The following is a 20,304-nucleotide window of genomic DNA, read 5'->3' as shown; positions in this document are numbered from 1 at the left end:
TTAGAATCTAAAGTGTGAAAATGCTTTATTTGCTTCTGCCATACGATGAGTATCATCTTTTTTCTTCACTGCAGCGCCCTCTCCACGAGATGCAGCAATGATTTCGGCAGCTAAACGTTCTTTCATAGTACGCTCGTTACGCTTTCTTGACATAGTGATCATCCACTTCATGCCTAAAGATTGCTTACGATCTGGACGTACTTCTACTGGCACTTGGAAAGTAGCACCACCTACACGGCGAGCTTTAACTTCCACTGCAGGCATTACGTTAGAAAGACCTTTCTTCCATACGTCTAATGCGTCAACAGTTTCGCCTTCTTTTGAAAGTTTTTGCTCAACGATTTCTAACGCGTTGTAGAAAATGCTGTATGCAATACTTTTCTTTCCGTCAACCATTAAGTTGTTAACGAATTTTGTTACCATAGTATCACCAAATTTAGGATCTGGTAATACGTAGCGCTTTTTAGGTTTTGCCTTTCTCATTTCTCTAAAGAATAAATAATTTAAGAGATGCCCTTACTGACAAAATTGTCTTGACTTCAGGACTTGGACTTTAATTAATTTTTTAAGTAAGTAGGTATCTATTACTTCTTAGGTTTCTTAGTACCGTACTTAGAACGACGTTGACCACGTCCTTCAACACCTGCAGTATCAAGTGCTCCACGAACGATGTGATATCTCACACCAGGAAGATCTTTAATACGACCACCACGAATCAAAACGATTGAGTGCTCTTGCAAGTTGTGTCCTTCACCTGGGATATAAGCATTGACTTCCTTACCGTTAGTCAAACGAACCCTTGCTACTTTACGCATCGCCGAGTTAGGCTTCTTAGGCGTAGTAGTATAAACTCTTGTACATACTCCTCTACGTTGAGGGCATGAATCTAATGCAGGAGATTTAGATTTTAAAACAATCTTCTTTCTTCCTTTTCTAACAAGTTGTTGAATAGTAGGCATTTACTTAAATTTTAATTTAAATGCGTCTAACGTTCGATACTATTAATTCTCGAATGCAAAAATTTTACAGTGGGCAAAGGTATCAATTATTTACGTGAAATCCACATCTTATTATAAACAATTTGTTATGAGAGTGTTATCATTGATTAATAATGCTGTTAATAAAAGCTAAACATCTCTTTTGTAGAGTTTTAATAGAAAAATGAACCAATAAGAATAGATCTGCAACCTTTCATTTTTTTTGTTGTCACTTATTGTATGTAATACTATTATTTATCCTAACTTTACTCTACAATGTGCAAAGGATAGTTTTACACATTTTTTGAGTATGCTTACAACATGCTATTAGTGTCAACAATATTTACTTAGAATTTTTATGCTCGATTTACGTAAAATCTTACTACTGTCTTCTGTCTTCTTGCTTACCACCATTAGCATTTTTGCTCAAGATGAAAAAAATAGAAAGACAGATATATATGTTACAGGTGGTTTAGAAGTTATTTTATCTGGTAATACAGGACTTAAAATAGATGGTCAAGAGTTAAATAATGGGGTTGTTCGTTTTGCTCCTGTTTTTAACTGGCAATCTTTAGTAAACTTTGATTTTAGTCCTCATTTTGGACTTTATACTGGTTTAGGAATTAGAAACGTGGGGATGATTTTTGATGTGCCCACTGAATATAGAGACCCTGAACTTGCGGGGCCAGTTCGTAAAAAAGTGCGTACTTATAATTTAGGTATTCCTGTTGGTTTCAAAGTAGGTAACCTTCATGGAATGTTTGTATATGGTGGATACGAGTTCGAGCTTCCTATCCAATACAAAGAAAAAACGTTTGTTTCTGAGAGAAAGGTTGATAAGTTTTCGGTGTGGTTTTCAGACCGTGTAGATGTGCAGCATAGTTTAATGTTAGGTATTCAGTTTCCTTACGGTACAAACCTGAAAATGAAATACTATCTTAATAATTACTTTAGTTCATCTTGGGATAAAGACAAAGGTGGAATGTATGGAACTGTAGATCCAAATGAGCCAGGAAGAAGAATGAGTTACAACCAAATGACAGGAAATGTGTTTTATGTTTCATTGAACTTCAGCTTATTCAGAAATACTAAGTTTTATTATTCGGAGTATGAAAAGAAACATACTTTCCCTGAAAGTTAGGCCGTGAAAAAAATATTATAAGAGGCTAGGTTTCAAATAAACGGTAAAAAATAAGGTTTGCTCACATTAAAATGAGCAAACCTTATTTTTTGAACTTATCATCCTTAAGCCCTACTATTCTGAGTATTTATCTATTCATCGTTCAGTGAACTTGATATTTCAAGATTTTTTTGAGAATGATCAAGGTCTTTGGAAATAGTGAATATAAATGTGCTTCCCTCTTCTTTGTTACTTTCTACCCAAATATCTCCACCATGTCTGTCAATCACTTTTTTACAGTTTGCTAATCCTAATCCGCTTCCATCATATTCAGAGTGCAAACGAGTAAAAGCATCAAATATGGCGTCTTTTTTATCTTCACGAATACCAATGCCATTATCAGTTACTGTAAATTTCCAGTGTTGAACTTGAGAAATGGCTTTGATAGTAATGACAGGGGATGTAGCTCCATTTCTAAACTTGATCGCATTGGAAATCAGGTTGAGAAATACTTGATAGATACCTAGTTTGTAACAGTTGATTTCGGGGAGTACTTCCTCTCTGATTATTTGGCTTGAAGATGCGTCAATATCAATTTTCAGGTCATCCATAACATTGTCAATCATGTCATCAAGAGAAACAAGTTCTGCTTTTTTGAATACGCTCTCATTGCCAAAGTCCAATAATGACATTACAAGGTTCTTTAGCCTTTTAATCGATTTGTCAATCAACTCCAGTTCTTCTTTGTTTTTACTGTCTTCAAGAGATAAATCAATCAATTGTGAAATGCTATTGATAGGAGACCTGATATCATGACAAGCATGGTAAACAAAGTTTTCAATTTCTTTATTCTTTTGTAGAAGCTCGATTTCAATTTCTTTAGTTTCTGTAATATCAATAAAAGCACCTATGAAGGAGGTGGGTTTTCCATTTTCATCATATTCAAATCCACTATCACGAGAAACACACCACACCCAATCGCCTTTCTTAGATTTTATTCGGTATTCAATTGTGAAAAACTGTCCTTCTTTAGAATGTCTGACATTTTTCAGATGCTGTATAATATTCTCCCTATCGTTGGTGTGAAACAAAGAAATGAAGTCGTCTTTAGTCATTTTGTTGATATCTTCCTTTGTATAGCCAAAGATCTCGCTATATTTTGCATTGACATATTCAGTGGTTGAGGTTTCGAAATTATAGATATAGATGCCATTTAAGGAGTTTCTGTCTACCTTTTCAATAAATTTTTTCCTTTCGAGTAACTGTTTCTTGATGTTGTAATCGTTCGTTACATTTCTAGTAATTAAGTTTAAACGAAAGATCTCTCCATTTTTAATGACTGGAGTAACAGTTGTGGCATAATGTAAAGCTCCAAGCGGTGAAGGGAAATCAATCTCATAGGATTGTGTAATACCTGTCTCAAAGACAGAATTGAGTATGTTTTTGACCATGTCTTTGGTGTAATCATTTGGGAGTAAATCCAAAAGATAGGCTCCCATTACTTTGTCTCTTGATAAACCTGGAGAAACATGATTGATATAATTAATTTTAAATTCTCGATCAATTTGAAATAGATGATCTGTATTGTGTTCAATCAAAGAATAATAGAGGTCAAGCTTTTCTCGTAAAGGATTTTTGTATTTGAAGAATCGACTAAAGTCAACAATTAAAGCAATGGCTTTTCTTTCACCGTCAATTTTAACGCTGCTTAAAGAAATTTCCACATTGATGATACTCCCATTTTGATGTTTTATACGGATTGGGTCTGTATTTCCCATTTTCCTTGTTTTTGGTTTATGGAAAAAGGAGTCGAACTTCTGTTTATGCCCAGGAATAGTACTTTCAGGCATTAATATAGACATTGGTCTTCCGATTAGGTTTTCTGGTTTATAGCCTAATGTTCCAGTAATAGCATCGTTTGCAAATTCGATTACACCTTCTTGATTGACCATGATTAATGCTTCAGAGAGGTTTTTGAGAATAGCAAGTTGAGAATCCACAATTGAAATAGTTTATAGGTTAACATCTCTCGATTAAGCAAACCTTGTAAATGACATGAGTATACTAATAATTAATAGTGTTGTCCATTATTAAAGTTATGAGTATCCAATCAGAAATAGTTTATCTTTAATCCTTCAGTTTCTTTTTGGTATAACGCTAAATAAATTTAGATAGTGCCTTGGGTGAACTAATTTTAAAAACACAAATCATAGAAAATATTTTGCCTTAGTTTTATATTCAAAATAATTAGTTTCAAGAACAATTAAAAATAAAGAGGAAATACATTCAATGAATAGTTTTAAAAGTACTACTTTATCTTTCGTAAATACTTGATACTTTGAATTGTATTTGTAAATGATTTCATTGCCCATAAAAAAACACCTCCTATACTATAAAAAGTAGAGGAGGTGTTTTTATCAGAAGCTAATGCTATTTAGTGAGCTCCTTTTTTCAGTGATTGATTAATCGCCTTTAATTCAGCAGAGAAAGCTTTTTTATCCGTTTCTCCGCAAACCTTCATCATTGCGTTCACTGTTTCTTTATTGATTTTTTTCATTTGAGCTTTTGCTTCTTCAACAGTGATTTCACCGTTTTTCTTCTTTTTCGAGACTTTACCTGATGTATTCATTTGAGTTAGTTTTAACTCATACACCTCTTTTGTTTTGGCTTCATCTAGCACGAACTTTTCAGCAACTGCTTCTGAAAACTGTTTTGCTCTCTGTTGTTTTTTGTTGGGTTTACCATTTTGTGCAAAAGATGATACTGTTACAAGTAGTGCTACAAGAATAAATAAATACTTTTTCATTTCAGTAAAAAATTATGTTTTAAAATATACTATGCTCATTGCCATTGTTTTAATGGTCAGCATAGAAGTCACACACGAATAAAAAGCCGGTCATTAAATTTTGTTCTTTAATGTGTCTTAAAATTACTCAAAATATATTATTTATCAACTTTAATTTAGAGGAGAATATGTCATTTTCCCGTAAGGTATATAACAATGTACAAAATGATTGTTTACCTAATTTTAAAAATAAGAAAATGAAAAAACAGCTATTATCAATCTTGTTGGCCCTAGTGGCTCTATTCTCCTATGCGTCGAATAGCCCAGAAGATGGTGAAAAGAAAACGGCTGATGTAAAAACAGAAAGCCATGTGAAAATTTTCAAGGGACTCTATTTGTCAATGGAGGATGAAGCAGTTGAAAATTACATTGTCAACGAACTAAATGGAAAGCCTGAAACAAACGGTGACTATGCTGTAAAGTTTTTTGACCAAGATGCTTTCATGCGACCTATTTATGATGAAGGAAAGTTAGAAAAAGTAGAAATTATACTTAGAGGTCAATATTCTGATGATGTGATAAGTAATTTGAAAAACCTTGAGAATACAATTGCTGCCACGGAAGGTTGGAAGGAAAATAAAGCATCTGATGAGCAGTGGTTATTTGAGAAGGATCTTGACGAAACTGTGGATAACATGAATCAGATTACAATTTATACTTATGGTATTCATGCTGATAAAGTAGGAAGTGGATGGCATACACAAATCCAGATTGCCCCTCGTTTCAAAGGGCAGTTATTGTCTGAAGAAGAATTAAATGAGAGAAGCCAAGAATTACAATCTTTGGTAAACTAAAAGATTTCATATCGTGAGAATATGGATTTATAAAGAATTAATAGGTGTGCAACAATGTACACCTGTTTTTTTGTCCTAATGTTTTTAAACTGCATTTATACAAATCGTTTCTTTACTAAATTGAAAGAAATTATTAACGCCATTAAAATGAAAAAGTTATTACTAAGCCTAAGCCTTCTTTTAGGTACAATTCAACTCACTATGGGACAGGATTTAAATAAAATGCAGTGGTTTAATGCTCCTGAAAAGTGGAGTGTTAACGGAAATACCCTAAAAATGGATGTGACTCCACAAACCGATTATTGGAGAAAAACTCATTACGGTTTTACGGTTGATGACGGCCCTTTTATGTATGAATTAAGAGGTGGCGAGTTTGAGGTCTCAGTAAAAATCACTGGAGCATACAAAACACGTTTTGATCAGATGGGTTTAATGCTTCGAATTGATGAAAAACATTGGATTAAAACAGGAATCGAGTATGTAGATGGCGATTATAACTTCAGTGCTGTAGTCACTAACGAACATAGTTCATGGAATTATGTTGCATTAGAAGGGAAGCCAAAATCAATTTGGATTAAAGCAGTTAGAAGACAAGATGCAGTAGAAATATTCTACTCTTTAGATGGGGAGAAATACACTTTGAGTAATCTAGCCTACCTTCCAGATCATAAGCCAGTCATGGTAGGGATGATGGCGGCCAGCCCCGATGGTGACGGTTTTGAAGCAACTTTCGATGACTTTAAGATCAAACATCTTGCAGATGAGAGAAGATTGGAGTGGTTGGAGAGAAATAAAGAGTAACAGTAAAAAACTCCTTCTTTCAAAAATATGAGAGAAGGAGTTGTTGTATGAAGGTTTGGATAATAACTACTCTTTGAGAGACAATAAGAAAATATCAAGTTTCAATTTTATAGTAATATTTTCTTTGAATAAATGATTGGGATGACTTTCAATTTTTGTAATAATATTTTGTGCTTCCAATAAGTCATTCACCCCAATAGCAATCTCGAGTTGAAACCAATCCTTATAATCAGATGACTCTAGATCTTGAAGCAAAATTTTAGCTTGTGCATAATTACTCTTTTGAATAGAAATTGATATATATTCTAACCGATTCACTTTTTCATGATTCAATCTTCTTGTTGCAAATGAGATATCCATCTCATCTACAATTTTTGTATTTGTTAATTGGATTGTATACAAAGTACAAAAAGAAAATATGATGAGTATTGAGGCAATAGAGGAAAGTTGTATATACTTTTGATTTTTTTGTTTTTTATGCAAATTGTTGAGTATACTTTTTACTTCTTTTTTTCTAAAACCTAAGTCAATTCGTTTTTCTATGATTTGATTGTCCATTACACAATGTGTCTTTAATGTTTTGTTAATTAGTACTTTCTAGGGCAAAAATGTAATCAGAGTTAAAGTGTTTTTATAAACACTTTGTAATTATTTTTTTTAGATTTTCTTTATTCTTCACTTTTCCATTCATTCCTTCTTTGAGATATCTAATGCATCTACTTGTCTTATTTCTGATAGCTTGTTCTGAAGAGTAAGTTTCTTTATTCTGTTCTAAAATCTTTTTATAGGATAGTTTTTTAAAGTAGACGGCTTTCAATAATTGAGTACATTTTTCCCCAATCTTTGAAAGTAAGTTCTCAAAAGTTCTAATAGTGTTGAGATCATCATCACTAAAAGGAATCTCACCCAAAAATTCATTGTCTACAGTTAAAATATCAAGATTCATAGGGGTGTTTTTACCTCTTTTCTCGAGTGTTTTTAACCACATATTTTTTGATATTGAGAATAAATAAGTAGAGATATGTGCTTTACCTAAAAACGTGTTATTATCAATACTCCAAATAACTTTAGTAATAGCATCTTGAAATATATCTTCTGCATCTTCTTTCGTTCCACCTCTATGGGTGATGTATTTCATAATACTATCATTGTACTTAGAGTATAAATATTCAATGGTTTTTTCATAATCTTCTCTATTTTTTATATTGTTGATTATCTTTTCTGAAGAGAATTTAGATTTTATAAAAGGGGATTTCATATGGCTAATACATTAAAAATTTAATTAGTTTAGTTTCTATTGTAGGAGTTACTATATTATCTATATTACCATGAAGAACTAAGCTCCCCCATATCAAAGGGTTATTTTTTACATAACAGTTTTTCTCCATGATATGAATTTTTGCATTTTGTAATGCAATGTCCTTTTCCCATCCTTTTTTGAGGTTTTTGTAGAATTCAGCCATCATTTGGGAGGAAAATTGATCATTTACATTCCAGACCCCTGCGATTACAGAAGGGACACTTGCTTGAATAAATGCTCTTTGTAAACTCATGTTTCCTTCGCCTTCGAGATAAATACCGTTTGCACTTTTGCAGGAGCTTAATACAACTAGGTCAAGGTTGATGAGTTCTATATTGTTGATGTCATTGAAATATAACTTTGAAGTATCTTTTGGGTTAGGAAATAGTGAAATGAAGGAGTTTAATGGATTTTTATCAAATGTTGAATGAGTTGCAAAATGAAGCACATTATATTGGTTTTCTTTTAAGCTAGTTGTCAAGTTTGTAAAAGTAGCTTCGTCGTCAAGTAAATAGTCTGCATTGATCCATTTGACTTCTTTTTCAGAAAAGATAAGGTTTGAATGAGCATAAGGGGCTACTGCCAAAGTATTTATGATGTCAAATTTATGATTTTTGCATTCAAGTGATCTTTTATATTCATGATGCAATGAATAAGTATATGAAACAGCAAAGTTTTCTATTAAGTACTGATGGTTTGTTTTCAGAATTTCTAAAGGAATAGATGAGATAGTTTTAGAGTTAGAAACTACTATTCGTTTTGTTTCAGGAGTTTTTGTCCACTGAGGCAATAATAAATCACTTATTTCATTAAGGTGAAGATGAAATAAATGATCAATAAAATAATCATTATTATCAAGTCTGTTTTTGATTGTACTATAACTGTTTTTCCAACTTTCGGACTTTATGTTTTTTTCAAGGTAGAACTTTTCATCGTGGTAACTAACGATATAAATTATATCATCAGTATTGAAATATGATATAAAAGCCTTGTCCGTATAATTATTTTTAAAATAGTTCTTTAATAGCTTTTCTGATAATAGAAATTCAGTTTCATTATTTTGATGTGGTGTAGTAACCAAATAATCACTGTTCAAATAGTCTCTAAAATTGGGATTGCTTCTCTTAGAATCTCTTTTTTTAAGGATATTCGCTTTAGAGTTTTCAATGATTTCTAATGTTTGAATTAAGTAATGAACCTTTTTTGTAAGAAGATATCGATTGCTGAAGAATTCAACCCATTCTTCTTGGACCTGGACTAAATCTTTGAAATGGAATAATTGATCTTCATCCTTGTGTTGATGATTTATAAACTTTTTAAATTGCAGGTAGGCTTTCCAGTAATATTCTTCTTTGACTTTTATTTTTTTAGAAAAATTAGCCCTTAAGTGATTTTGAAAAATTAGCTCATAACGAATGATCTCATTGGTGTCTTTTTGTATTACGATTTGTTGTTCAATGATTTCCTTTGCATTATCAAGATAAGGGAATTGATCTGTTTGAATTTGCTTTTGATGGAATTTTTCCAACTCATTATAGATTTGAATTCCCAAAGTTTTCATTCCAGGGTCTTGAATTAAATGACCATTACAATATTCACTTAATGCTAACTCTAAGTATTTAATTTGTTGCTTTGGTTCTTTCTTCTGTTTGTAACAATCAGAAAGTTCTAAATACGTTCTTCCTAAGAAAAAGTGAGTCAATAATAGCTCATCTTGACTGTAAAAATAGTCTTTATCATTTTTTAGATAATTTCTATATTTCTCTAAAAATGAGAGGTAATAGTTAATTGCTTTATCATACCTATTTTTATTGGAGTAGTATTTCCCAATGTGAAAAAGGTGTTTATGTGAATGTTGAATGTTTAAGTTTTCAATTTGATTTACAATTTTTCGTAACCCAATACTATCTCCTTGGATAGCATAGTTTGAAAGTGAATTATTTAGATAAATGTAATTACTGAACTGTGAGGTAGAATCATGGTACGAATGGAAAGATAATATACTCTTAGACATCTCATACTCATGTTTTCTGTAAAAGATATTATCTAAATTTGTTAGTACCATTCTAGGGAATTTTAATTCCTTTTTGTTATTAAAATATAAATGAAGACCTTCTTTTAGATAAAACTCTGCGGAATCAATTTTACCTATTGAATAATAAAAGTCCCCTAATAAATTATAGATTTTTAGGTGATGATATTCTTGTTTGGTTTCAGTATCATGAATATAAGGTAGAGCTTTTTTTAGATGTAAAATACCTGTCCTAAAATCCAATAGTTCTTTCCCGTAAATATGACCTAATGCAAATTGAGCGTATGACCTATAGCTAGGGTCAATAGCTCTTTGCTCTAATTGTTTAAAAGTTAGAATCGATTTTTCAAACTTTCTTTGTGAAAATTCTTGAATTCCTTTTTCTTTTAACTCTTTGTCATTTAGTGGGTTAATAGATAATATGATGGTTATGAATAAAAAAAATGACATTTTTTGATAATTGGCTGATTACATTTTTTGTTGCTTAAGTACTAATGATTGAAAATTAACTAAAACTAAAATATGAAAAACTTTTTTCCATTCATTATTCTTTGTTTGTTGACATTTATTATAGGTTGTGATTCTCAAAAAGATGAAACAATTAAGCCAATTCAAATAAATGTAGATCAAAACCTTTACGATTCGTTGTATGTACCAATAGTAGAACCTCTAAATACTTCAAATGATACAGGGTTAGAGGAAGATGATCAGAAAAAAGCTAATTGATAACTAATCCTTTTCAAAGTATAATAATGAAATACAGTCAATTCAATAGTGTTGTTCCTTACGAGGATCAGTATGCTATATATAACGCCTATGAAAATAAAGTCATATTTATTGAAAGAGATTTAAAAGATCTTTTGGAAGCTGCGATTCATGAAGGTATTGATAACCTAGAAGAATATCATCCAGACTTTTATTATCATTTGAGGGGGAATAATTTTCTGATTGAGGAATCTATTGATGAACTAAATAAAGTAGAACAAAGGGTAAAAGAGGTTGATGAAAACGACGAAATATTTGTTCTTACGATTAACCCTACAATGAATTGTAACTTTAAATGTTGGTATTGTTACGAAACTCATGTGAAGAATTCTAAGTTACAGACTTCTATGATGAACTCCATTAAATTATTCATGACAAAAAAAATACAGCATGAAAAACTAAAGACCTTTACATTAGCTCTTTTTGGAGGAGAACCACTACTTTATTTTAAAAGAGATGTCGTACCGATTATAGATCACTTATTATTAGAATGCAAGAAATATGATAAAGAGTTCATTATAACCTTTACAACGAATGGTTATTTAGTTGATGACAATTTTATAAATTATTTTGTGTCTAGAAATATCATGTGTCATTTGCAAATCAGTTTTGATGGGTTTAGAGATGATCATGATAATGTTCGTTATGTGTCGAAAGAAAAGGGTAGTTATTTCACAATAGTTCAGAATATAAAGTCACTATTGAAATATGAAAATTTCAAAGTCAAAGCTAGATTAAACTATACTAAAGATAATATCTCTAATATTTCAATGGTTGCTACTGATTTTGAAGATATTTCAGAATACTCATTTATGAATCAATTAACCTTTGATTATCATAGAGTTTGGCAAGATGATGCAATGGATGGAATTGCTGAAATAGCAAAGGAGGAGAAAGATAAAATAGTAGAAAAAGGATTTATGGCTCATACCTCTTATGCTCCAAACAATGTATTAGATTCATGTTATGCTGATAAAAGAAATAGTGTTGTAATTAATTATAATGGCGATATATATAAGTGTACAGCCAAAGATTATAAAAAGGAGAATCGAGAAGGCTTTTTAAATGGACATGGGGATTTAATATGGGAAAACGATTTTTTAGAGAGGAGGATGGCTTCAAAGTTTAAAAATAAGCCATGTCTAAGTTGTCGATTAATTCCTATTTGTAATGGAGGTTGTTCTCAACATGCTCTAGAATTTTTGAGTATGGAAAAAGAGTATTGTGTCTATCATGGAGATGAGCAAGAAAAAAATAAAGTTGTTGAAGAAAAAATACGTGAAATTTTAATCAATAATACACCGATGGTTGAAAACTAGAAATGAATTTCAACCATAAGAGAAAATATTTTTGCAAAAGTAGCCCAATAAAGAATTTATGGCTTTAAAAGGTATTCGTTTTTTAAATTCAATCTTTTTAAAAATGACTAAAACTAAGTTCAACATTAAGAAATTTGAAACTTTATCAGATTCAAATAATACAATGAAAGGAGGTTTTTCAATGGCATTAACAACTACAACTAAATCTTCTTTAGGAGGTAACAATTGTCATGGAGGTACCTGTAATGTTACTAATACTGTAGCAGGTTGTGGTTCAAGTGATAAAGAACTGCCAGCACAGTAACAGAAATCTTGGAGAAGTGATGGAAGGTTTAATCACTTCTCCATGTTTTTTTAAAACGAATTATTGTACAGGTTCATAACTCCAGTAGTAGTCCGATAGAATTGAAGGAAACGGATTATATATAATTTAAAGTAATATTAGATGAAACCAATTATCTCTTATTTAAGAAAACAAGAATACTATTTTCAACATCAATTAGAAAGCAGTGATTGTGCAGCAGCATGTCTTACTATGGTATTAAGACATATGGGTAAGAGTTATGATCTGGATGAAATAAAAAGTTTTTTTGAATTTACAAGACAGGGAGTTTCGATACAGGATTTATTAGATGTTACAAAAAAAGTAGGATTAGAGGGACATGCATTAAAATTAAGTGTACAAGAATTAGATGAAATACCTTTACCTGTCATATTATATTGGAACCAATCTCATTTTGTTGTACTTGAGAAAGTATCAATAAAAAATAGTAAAAAAGTATTTCATATAGCAGATCCTGGCCACGGTCAAATAAAAATTACTGAAGATGACTTAAAAAATGGTTGGTTAGGGAATGATGTAAAAGGAGCGTTGATTTACCTTGAGGCATTAGATAATTTTAAAGATTTTCATCCATCATCAAAAAAAAAAAATAGGTTAAGCAAGAATTTATACCTTCAGACCTCTTTAGATTTTATAAAGTCAAAAAAGGTAAAGTACATTTTTGCTTTAACTTTTATTTTCTTGGGGCTATTATCTAATTTTTCAATCCCTTTTCTTTTTCAGAAAACAATAGATGAAGGTATTTTACAGAAAGATATTCATATAGTTTACCTTTTACTTTTTGTTCAATTAATACTATTTATATCGTATCATATCTTTGATTTACTTAGTAATATTTTACTAACAAAGTTGAATTTTTCATTGAGCGTAAAAATGAAAAATTTTCTTTTGCATAAACTCATCAAATTACCTATTTCGTATTACGATACGAGAATTAATGCGGAATTATTGCAAAGATTAACTGATCAGGAAAAAATACAGACATTTTTGACTTGGAAAGGTATAGACTTAACTTTTAGTGTTTTAAATGTAATTGTCTTTGGAGTTATCTTGTTATACTTTAATATTGAAGTTTTTGCTGTCTATGCTTTATTGTCGGCTTTATCAATAATTTGGGTAGTATTTTTTCTTAATAAGAGGAAGACTTTACAGTACGCTAAGTTTCTTAGAGAATCTGAAAACAATAATAGTATTTATGAATTTATCATGAATATGTCTGAGATTAAAATCAATAATGCTGAATCTAAGCTTATTTCAAAACTACTCTCAATCCAACAAAAAATAAATGATATTTCCCTAAAATCCTTATACCTAAACCTGTATCAAAATATTGGAGCTGATTTTATCACAAAACTCAAGGAACTAATCGCAATAGGTATTTGTGCTGTTTTAATTATTAATGATGAGCTAACTATCGGTACATTACTAAGTATTTCTTATGTTATTGGACAACTTAATACGCCTTTAAAGAATATCACCTATTTTATTTTAGATGCTCAAGATGCTACTATTGCCAATGAAAAAGTGAGCGAAATTTATAATAAAGTTGATGAATCCGAAAATACAAAATTATGTATTGGGGATAAAAAAATACAAAATGTCATCTTTCAAAAAGTGTCATTTAAATACCCAGGTAAATTTAATCCCTATGTATTGAAAGATATAAATTTATGTTTTCCAGAGAATTCAATTACTGCAATAGTAGGGGCAAGTGGAAGTGGAAAAACCACTTTATTGAAATTATTACTTTCTTATTATCCTCCTTCTGAAGGGAATGTAATCTTGAATGACAAGGATTTATTAGAAATTGTACCCAATGAATGGAGAAAAAAGTGTGGTACTGTATTACAAGGGGGGAAAATATTTAGTGGAACTATTTTAGATAATATTTCACTCTCTGATAGCAATATTGATGATAAATCTCTCTTGAAGTCTACACAGATTGCATGTATTCATGATTTTATTATGACTTTGCCAATGGGATACCATACAAAGATAGGAGAATCAGGTATGCAGTTATCGGGTGGTCAACAACAACGCTTACTAATAGCAAGAGCAGTTTATAAAGATCCTGAATTTATTATCCTAGATGAAGCAACTTCTGCTTTAGATGCTGAAAACGAGAAGAAAATACATGATAATTTGCAAAGCTTTTTTAAAGGAAAGACAGTAGTAATTATTGCTCATCGACTCTCTACTGTTAAAAACTCAGATAATATCATTGTATTAAAAAAAGGAGAAATCATTGAACAAGGAAACCACTCAACCTTAGTAGCTAATAAATCAGAGTATTACGAATTAATTAAAAATCAGTTAGAGTTAGGGATGTAGTTTGTTTTCAAAATTAAATTATTCTCTAAGGAAAAATCTCTTTTTATTTTTTGACTTAAAAATTACAATCAAATATGTATAAATATCTAATTTTATTCACCTTACTTCCTCTAATAAGCTATTCCCAAATCACAGTTACTGGTGAGGTTAATAACCAGGATGGTGGAAAAATGGAATTTGTCAATATTACGATCTATGATCAAGACAGTAGTATTGTAAATGGAACAATAACAGACAACACTGGAAGTTTTGAATTATTGTTAGCAAGAGGAGTGTATTTACTGCATGTTAGTTTTATTGGTTACGAAAGTTATGTAGACCAGTTGACGTTAGAAGAAGAAAATATTCATTTGGGTGCCTTGTTACTAAAAATGAAAGACCAAGAATTAGAAGGTGTCACAATTTCAGCGAATAAGCCAATTATTGAAAGTAAAATAGATCGTTTGGTTTTTAATGTTGAAAATTCAGTGTCTGCAAGCACTGGTAATTTAGTAGAGGCATTAAGGCAAGCGCCACGTTTAAATGTTTCGCCTAATAGTATTGAGATTTTTGGTAAAGGTCAGGTAAACGCTTTGATTAATGGAAAACCTATCAATTTATCGGGAGAGGAGTTAATTCAGTTTCTAGAAACTATTAATGCTGATGATATCAAAAGTATTGAAGTGATTACAACACCTCCTTCTAAGTATGAAGCAGGTGGAGCAGGAGGGTTGATCAATATTATTTATAAAGAAGGAAGACGTAATGCTTGGAGTAATAGTGTAGGACTGTATTATTTACAAGGTATTCACAGTAGACAAGTGTTTTCAAACTCATTTAATTACTCAAAAAATAAATTTAATGCTAGTGTTAACTTTTCAAAAGTTGCAGGGTTATTAGGAATGATTGAAACATCTGATATTTATTTTCCTGATAGTGAGAGAGCTTATGAAGCTACTACTGCAATGGACCGGAATGCATATTCTGGTAGAGTGCAATTAGGGTATGAAATTTCAGATAGAAATAGTGTTCAAATACAGTATTTGGGAAGTTATAGAACTCCAGATATAAACGGGCAAGATGTTGGAGAGATTTTCTATCCTCAGGAAAAATATATGATGTATTCAAATGGAAATAATGAAGAGGTACGTCAGAATCATTCATTCAATTTTTCTTATGTACACAAATTTAAAGATCCGCAAAAGCAATTATCAGTAGATCTCGATTATTTAAACTACGATCAATATCAAAATAGATACTTGGGTAGCTATACTATAGGTTCTGATGATGATACTTTATCGACGAATGAAACGAATAGTTATGGAGATCAACAAATTGACAATTATCATGTGAAGGTTGATATGGTTCATCCTACTTCATGGGCTAAAATTTCTTACGGTGCTAAAGCGAGTTTTAGTATAGCGAATACTTTTTTTGATGAACAGATAAGAACAAATAGAAGATTGGATATTGAGCAAGACCAAAGGTATAGTTATTCAGAACATATCCAAGCTTTATATATCGATGCGACAAAGTCATTGACTGAGAAGGTTAATTTTAAGTTAGGCTTTAGGTTAGAAAACACATTAACAGAAAGTAAAGCGACTGAAACAATACATAATGATTACCTAAAACTTTTTCCGGTGCTCTACTTATCCTATGCTATTAATAAAGAAAACTTTATGAGTTTGAGTTATAACAAAAGAATCGGAAGACCTAGTTTTTGGGAATTGAAACCTTTTAGGTGGTATATAAACCCTAATTTTTATTCAGAAGGTAACCCATTTTTACGACCTGTTTATTATGACTCATATAATTTAACCTATTCTTTTAGAAATAAACTAACAGCCAATATTGATTTTGTATACGCTCAAGATCAGTATAATGTCATCAATATTCTAGATGCAGAAACAGAGGAGCAAATTGTAACCAGAGATAATATTTCCAATAATTATACGACTAGCCTAAATGTCAATTATCAATTAGAATATCAACGGCTTCAAATGGTTCTAAACGCAGGTATAAATTATAGCAAAACGATGTTGTTTAAGGATATAGGATCTGAAGTGTTCAATGGAACTAATGGGTGGTATTCTATCATCAATACTTTCAATATTAATGAAGAAAAGACTTTTATGGCTGACGTTACTATAGGCGGAGCACTCCCTATACATAATGGTTTGATTACTTCAACTTCAGGGTATTATATAAACTTTGGTGTTAAGAAGTATCTCATGGATAAAAAACTACAACTAACTGCTTCTATCAACGATATTTTTAATTCCAACCTACGTTATTTTACTTCCATCAATAATGGAAACAAGCAGGTGGCATCAGGATATTATGATAATAGATACTTTAGGTTTTCGGTAAAATATAAATTTGGTAATAATAAAATATCTGACCGAAGTAAAAGTATGGGTAATCAAGAAGCATTAAGAAGAATTAATTAATTATTGAAAAGTCCTTCATCAAAAAAAATCTTGGTGAAGGACTTTTTTCATCTATTTCATAATAAAACGCTCAATCAATGGACCAATTCCTGCAAAGAAGAATTCTACGGCCATGACCATTACGATCAAGCCCATTAATCGAAGCATCAATTTATTGCCAGTGTCACCAATCACTTTCATGATAGAGCTGGCAGAAAGTAAACTCAAACAAGTAATTAGTAATACGGCGAAAATTGCCAATATTAGTCCTCCAATTTTCATGGGGTCGTCTCCGGCATTGTCCATTAAAATAATGGAGTTGGCAATGGATCCAGGGCCACAAATAATTGGAATGGCTAAAGGGGTAATTGCAACGTCTCTAGCGTATTCATGAATTTCATCTTTAGTAACCTTCACACTTCCCAAACGTGCTTGAAGCATGTCAAAACCTACTAAGAAGAAAATCATACCTCCAACAACTCTTAAGCTGTCAATTGAAATTCCAAAAAAGCGGAAAAGTGATTGCCCCGTCAATGCGAAAAAAAGTAGGAAGCAAAATGCAATAAATGAGGCTCTTAATGCCGTATTTTTTCTTTCTTCTTTTGAAAGTTGATTGGTCATGGTCATAAAGACCGGCATAATCCCCACGGGGTTAATCAACGTAAAGAAAGACGTAAATGCCAAAAGGGCATAAGTAAAAACTTCGTTCATTTTTGTATTCTATGGAGTTGTATGTGTGTTGGGTGCAAAGTAAAGGAGAATGAAGGAAGAAACATAACTTACTTTCCTTAAAAAATAAAGACCTAACCGAAAGTTTACGATTAAGTCTTTATGATTGGGTTGATATTGATTTAGAAGTTACAAACTAGCCATCTCCTGAGGACTCATGACCACTTCTTGTTCTGTAAAAGTAATCCCCATACTTTCCAGTTCTTCTAACACTGGTTCATAGATGTTTTTATGAATAGGGATGCAAGTTCCTGTTTTGGTGATTTTGCCTTGTAAGATCAGTTTGGTGGCAATGGCCAAAGGAATACCCACCGTATCTGACATGGCAGTGTACGTTTGGTCTTTTCCTTTTACAACCATATGTGATGTTCTTAAGATATTTTCATTTCCTTTCTTATAAAATAACTTATGATACATTACAATCATGTCTTTATCTTCTGGATCAAGCTGCCATTTCTCTTCTAATATTTTCTGAAGAATCTGAGCAGGTGTAGCCTTAGGAAGTCCAACTTTTTTATCACTAAAAATATCCAGCCATTCCAATTTTTCCATTTCAAGATCGTCTTGGGAAAGCTTTAGGTATTGCATCAATTTTAATTCAACAGAATCATTGGGATTATATCTTAAAAAGGAATTGATGAACTCACGATAAGTCATATCCTGAGTATTTTCCATTTCATAGCTATCATCGGTGACACCCAATGTGACAAAGCAGTTCCATGCTCTACAGAACCCCGGTCTCCTTAAAGTGCCTCTATAAACGGTGGGAACACCCTCCAAGCCGTATTTTTCAACATACTTTAAAGAGTCTCTATTGGCGTAACCTTCAAATTTTCCATAGCCTTCAATCTCAATTCGCTCAGTTCTACGGAATACCTTATTATAAGGAATGTATTTATGTTTTCCATTATGAAGAAAACGTACAGCACCACCTTGACCTGCTAAAACTACATTACGTGGGTTCCAAGTGAATTTGTAATTCCAAGGGTTATTATCAGACTCAGGAGCAACAAGACCTCCTGTAAAAGATTCAAATCCTTCGATAGAATGACCTTTATCTTTTACCTCCTCAATCATTTTCATGGCAGACATGTGATCGATTCCAGGATCTAACCCTATTTCATTTAAGAGAATAATACCTTTCTTTTTGGCTTCATCGCTTAAAGCTTGCATCTCTTCTGTGATATAAGAAGCAGTAGTTAAAGGTACTCCATGTTTTACAGCAACTTTTGCTGCTTCTATATGGAAACGAGCAGGGAGTAGAGATACGACTATATCGGCTTGTGAAATATAGGTTTCACGGTGTTCTTCGTTGTTGATATCAAATTGAAAAGCAGAAGCTACTTTTTCGAAACCTTTGATCTTGTCGTCTGCTAGCTCTTTTTGGTAGTCTCCTACCTTTACCTGCCACTCATTGGCAGCTGCGTGGCCACATAAATAATGGATTAATGAGGATGCAGAACGTCCTGCACCTAAAATGATAATTGTTTTCATAAGTGTTTATTTGGTGTATCGAAGTACACTGATAGTGTTTATATGGTAGGGTAAAAATAGAGGATTTAAGTTTTGGTTGAAAGGAAAATTTAAATTAGTGTAATAAATACATTTTATTTAATTCTAAAGAATTAATAATGAACAAATAAGAATTATTAATTCTTAAATCATTACTCTTACCTTTGCATTTCAAAACAAAGTAAAAGAAGCATGAAAATCAAAGAAGCTGAATTTGTGACAAGTAATACGGATGTTGAAAAATGTCCTGAACCTAAAATTCCTGAATATGCATTTATTGGAAGATCCAATGTGGGTAAATCTTCATTAATTAATGCATTTACTGGAAAAACGAAATTAGCAAAAACATCATCTACACCAGGTAAGACACAATTGATCAATCATTTTATTATTAATAATGAATGGTATTTATGTGACCTTCCAGGGTATGGATACGCACAAGTGAGTAAAACGGAGAGAGAGAAGTTTATGCGTATGGTGAAGAAGTACCTTGCTTCAAGAGAAAACTTGATGTGTACTTTTGTTTTGGTAGATATTCGTCACGAGCCGTTGAAAAACGATTTGGATTTTATGGCTTGGATGGGAGAGAAGGAATTGCCGTTTGCTATTATTTTTACAAAAGCTGATAAATTGGGTCAAGGAAAAATTAGCAAAGCAGTGGCCACTTATAAAAGAGAGTTAAAAAAGCAGTGGGAAGAGTTTCCTCCTATGTTTATTACCTCTTCAGAAGACAAAACTGGAGTCAATGATTTGAGAAGTTATATTGGTGAAATCAATGAATATTGGGAATCTTAAAAAAGGATTGATCTTTTTAAGGCTGAAAATCAGTGTAATTTAAATTAATTAGCATTTTTTTTATTTAATGATTTTGCAAATTCAAAAAATGCTACTACTTTTGCCTCGCTTTAAAGGAAAAACGTTCCACAAATAAAGCAGAATTTGAAATAATTTCTCCTTTAGCTCAGTTGGTTAGAGCATCTGACTGTTAATCAGAGGGTCCTTGGTTCGAGTCCAAGAAGGAGAGC

At 31.7% G+C, this 20,304-nt stretch carries 18 protein-coding genes and 1 tRNA gene; 10 read left to right on the top strand and 9 right to left on the bottom strand.

The window, feature by feature from the left end; all coding sequences use genetic code 11:
* Positions 1-483, bottom strand: a complete 483-nt coding sequence (rpsG, locus tag IC221_RS14260) for a 30S ribosomal protein S7 (RefSeq protein WP_062618625.1) — start codon at positions 481-483, stop codon at positions 1-3.
* Between the two features lie 101 nt (positions 484-584).
* A complete protein-coding gene (gene rpsL / locus IC221_RS14255; RefSeq protein WP_044202330.1) occupies positions 585-959 on the bottom strand; it encodes a 30S ribosomal protein S12 in 375 nt (124 codons plus the stop codon).
* A gap of 376 nt (positions 960-1,335) precedes the next feature.
* On the opposite strand from rpsL, the gene IC221_RS14250 reads away from it, so the two are divergent.
* Positions 1,336-2,118 (top strand): outer membrane beta-barrel protein, encoded by a 783-nt coding sequence (locus IC221_RS14250; RefSeq protein ID WP_188169610.1) that lies wholly within the window; start codon positions 1,336-1,338, stop codon positions 2,116-2,118.
* Between the two features lie 131 nt (positions 2,119-2,249).
* Here IC221_RS14250 and IC221_RS14245 read toward each other — a convergent pair whose 3' ends face one another.
* Together IC221_RS14245 and IC221_RS14240 are read right to left on the bottom strand one after the other, a co-directional pair.
* Complete coding sequence (locus IC221_RS14245) at positions 2,250-4,097, bottom strand: PAS domain-containing sensor histidine kinase (RefSeq protein WP_188169609.1); 1,848 nt, start codon at positions 4,095-4,097, stop codon at positions 2,250-2,252.
* Positions 4,098-4,531: 434 nt separating this feature from the next.
* Entirely contained in the window at positions 4,532-4,903 is a 372-nt protein-coding gene (locus IC221_RS14240; protein WP_188169608.1) for a hypothetical protein, read from the bottom strand.
* Between the two features lie 236 nt (positions 4,904-5,139).
* Between IC221_RS14240 and IC221_RS14235 the strand changes: the two genes are divergently transcribed.
* Both IC221_RS14235 and IC221_RS14230 read left to right on the top strand, forming a co-directional pair.
* Positions 5,140-5,736, top strand: a complete 597-nt coding sequence (locus IC221_RS14235; RefSeq protein WP_188169607.1) for a hypothetical protein — start codon at positions 5,140-5,142, stop codon at positions 5,734-5,736.
* Positions 5,737-5,883: 147 nt separating this feature from the next.
* Complete coding sequence (locus IC221_RS14230; protein ID WP_188169606.1) at positions 5,884-6,537, top strand: DUF1349 domain-containing protein; 654 nt, start codon at positions 5,884-5,886, stop codon at positions 6,535-6,537.
* A gap of 66 nt (positions 6,538-6,603) precedes the next feature.
* Here the strand turns inward: IC221_RS14230 and IC221_RS14225 are convergent, their stop codons facing one another.
* From IC221_RS14225 to IC221_RS14215, 3 genes are all read right to left on the bottom strand, one after another.
* Complete coding sequence (locus tag IC221_RS14225; protein WP_188169605.1) at positions 6,604-7,095, bottom strand: hypothetical protein; 492 nt, start codon at positions 7,093-7,095, stop codon at positions 6,604-6,606.
* Positions 7,096-7,168: 73 nt separating this feature from the next.
* Positions 7,169-7,795: an RNA polymerase sigma factor gene (locus IC221_RS14220; protein WP_223241384.1), complete on the bottom strand. Its 627-nt coding sequence runs from the start codon at positions 7,793-7,795 to the stop codon at positions 7,169-7,171.
* Between the two features lie 4 nt (positions 7,796-7,799).
* A complete protein-coding gene (locus IC221_RS14215) occupies positions 7,800-10,319 on the bottom strand; it encodes a CHAT domain-containing protein (protein WP_188169603.1) in 2,520 nt (839 codons plus the stop codon).
* Between the two features lie 72 nt (positions 10,320-10,391).
* On the opposite strand from IC221_RS14215, the gene IC221_RS14210 reads away from it, so the two are divergent.
* The 5 genes from IC221_RS14210 to IC221_RS14190 all read left to right on the top strand — a co-directional run bounded on the left by IC221_RS14210 (position 10,392) and on the right by IC221_RS14190 (position 17,059).
* Positions 10,392-10,595, top strand: coding sequence for a hypothetical protein (locus IC221_RS14210; protein WP_188169602.1), 204 nt, complete (start codon positions 10,392-10,394; stop codon positions 10,593-10,595).
* 26 nt (positions 10,596-10,621) lie between these two features.
* On the top strand, positions 10,622-11,953 hold the full coding sequence (locus IC221_RS14205) for a radical SAM protein (protein WP_188169601.1): 1,332 nt from the start codon (positions 10,622-10,624) through the stop codon (positions 11,951-11,953).
* 103 nt (positions 11,954-12,056) lie between these two features.
* The gene (locus IC221_RS14200; RefSeq protein ID WP_188169600.1) at positions 12,057-12,257 is read left to right on the top strand and encodes a hypothetical protein; all 201 of its coding nucleotides are present in this window, start codon (positions 12,057-12,059) and stop codon (positions 12,255-12,257) included.
* 141 nt (positions 12,258-12,398) lie between these two features.
* A complete protein-coding gene (locus tag IC221_RS14195; protein WP_188169599.1) occupies positions 12,399-14,627 on the top strand; it encodes a peptidase domain-containing ABC transporter in 2,229 nt (742 codons plus the stop codon).
* A gap of 74 nt (positions 14,628-14,701) precedes the next feature.
* Complete coding sequence (locus IC221_RS14190) at positions 14,702-17,059, top strand: outer membrane beta-barrel protein (RefSeq protein ID WP_188169598.1); 2,358 nt, start codon at positions 14,702-14,704, stop codon at positions 17,057-17,059.
* Between the two features lie 51 nt (positions 17,060-17,110).
* Here the strand turns inward: IC221_RS14190 and IC221_RS14185 are convergent, their stop codons facing one another.
* Both IC221_RS14185 and IC221_RS14180 read right to left on the bottom strand, forming a co-directional pair.
* Entirely contained in the window at positions 17,111-17,749 is a 639-nt protein-coding gene (locus IC221_RS14185; RefSeq protein WP_188169597.1) for a MarC family protein, read from the bottom strand.
* A 147-nt stretch (positions 17,750-17,896) separates the two neighbouring features.
* Entirely contained in the window at positions 17,897-19,261 is a 1,365-nt protein-coding gene (locus IC221_RS14180; RefSeq protein WP_188169596.1) for a saccharopine dehydrogenase family protein, read from the bottom strand.
* A 210-nt stretch (positions 19,262-19,471) separates the two neighbouring features.
* On the opposite strand from IC221_RS14180, the gene yihA reads away from it, so the two are divergent.
* The gene (yihA, locus tag IC221_RS14175) at positions 19,472-20,074 is read left to right on the top strand and encodes a ribosome biogenesis GTP-binding protein YihA/YsxC (protein WP_188169595.1); all 603 of its coding nucleotides are present in this window, start codon (positions 19,472-19,474) and stop codon (positions 20,072-20,074) included.
* Positions 20,075-20,229: 155 nt separating this feature from the next.
* Positions 20,230-20,303, top strand: a tRNA-Asn gene (locus IC221_RS14170).
* Position 20,304 lies beyond the last annotated feature (1 nt).

Origin of the sequence: Flammeovirga sp. EKP202 (assembly GCF_014534745.1) — a bacterium.
GTDB lineage: Bacteria > Bacteroidota > Bacteroidia > Cytophagales > Flammeovirgaceae > Flammeovirga.
Note: the sequence above shows the minus strand (reverse complement) of the source record. Positions and strands in the feature narration are given on the sequence as shown.

Coding starts and splice junctions, on each gene's coding strand:
- IC221_RS14205 (WP_188169601.1), top strand. CDS start 10,622: ATGAAATACAGTCAATTCAATAGTGTTGTTCCTTACGAGGATCAGTAT.
- yihA (WP_188169595.1), top strand. CDS start 19,472: ATGAAAATCAAAGAAGCTGAATTTGTGACAAGTAATACGGATGTTGAA.
- rpsG (WP_062618625.1), bottom strand. CDS start 483: ATGAGAAAGGCAAAACCTAAAAAGCGCTACGTATTACCAGATCCTAAA.
- IC221_RS14180 (WP_188169596.1), bottom strand. CDS start 19,261: ATGAAAACAATTATCATTTTAGGTGCAGGACGTTCTGCATCCTCATTA.
- IC221_RS14210 (WP_188169602.1), top strand. CDS start 10,392: ATGAAAAACTTTTTTCCATTCATTATTCTTTGTTTGTTGACATTTATT.
- rpsL (WP_044202330.1), bottom strand. CDS start 959: ATGCCTACTATTCAACAACTTGTTAGAAAAGGAAGAAAGAAGATTGTT.
- IC221_RS14185 (WP_188169597.1), bottom strand. CDS start 17,749: ATGAACGAAGTTTTTACTTATGCCCTTTTGGCATTTACGTCTTTCTTT.
- IC221_RS14220 (WP_223241384.1), bottom strand. CDS start 7,795: ATGAAATCCCCTTTTATAAAATCTAAATTCTCTTCAGAAAAGATAATC.
- IC221_RS14250 (WP_188169610.1), top strand. CDS start 1,336: ATGCTCGATTTACGTAAAATCTTACTACTGTCTTCTGTCTTCTTGCTT.
- IC221_RS14190 (WP_188169598.1), top strand. CDS start 14,702: ATGTATAAATATCTAATTTTATTCACCTTACTTCCTCTAATAAGCTAT.
- IC221_RS14215 (WP_188169603.1), bottom strand. CDS start 10,319: ATGTCATTTTTTTTATTCATAACCATCATATTATCTATTAACCCACTA.
- IC221_RS14225 (WP_188169605.1), bottom strand. CDS start 7,095: ATGGACAATCAAATCATAGAAAAACGAATTGACTTAGGTTTTAGAAAA.
- IC221_RS14200 (WP_188169600.1), top strand. CDS start 12,057: ATGACTAAAACTAAGTTCAACATTAAGAAATTTGAAACTTTATCAGAT.
- IC221_RS14230 (WP_188169606.1), top strand. CDS start 5,884: ATGAAAAAGTTATTACTAAGCCTAAGCCTTCTTTTAGGTACAATTCAA.
- IC221_RS14240 (WP_188169608.1), bottom strand. CDS start 4,903: ATGAAAAAGTATTTATTTATTCTTGTAGCACTACTTGTAACAGTATCA.
- IC221_RS14235 (WP_188169607.1), top strand. CDS start 5,140: ATGAAAAAACAGCTATTATCAATCTTGTTGGCCCTAGTGGCTCTATTC.
- IC221_RS14195 (WP_188169599.1), top strand. CDS start 12,399: ATGAAACCAATTATCTCTTATTTAAGAAAACAAGAATACTATTTTCAA.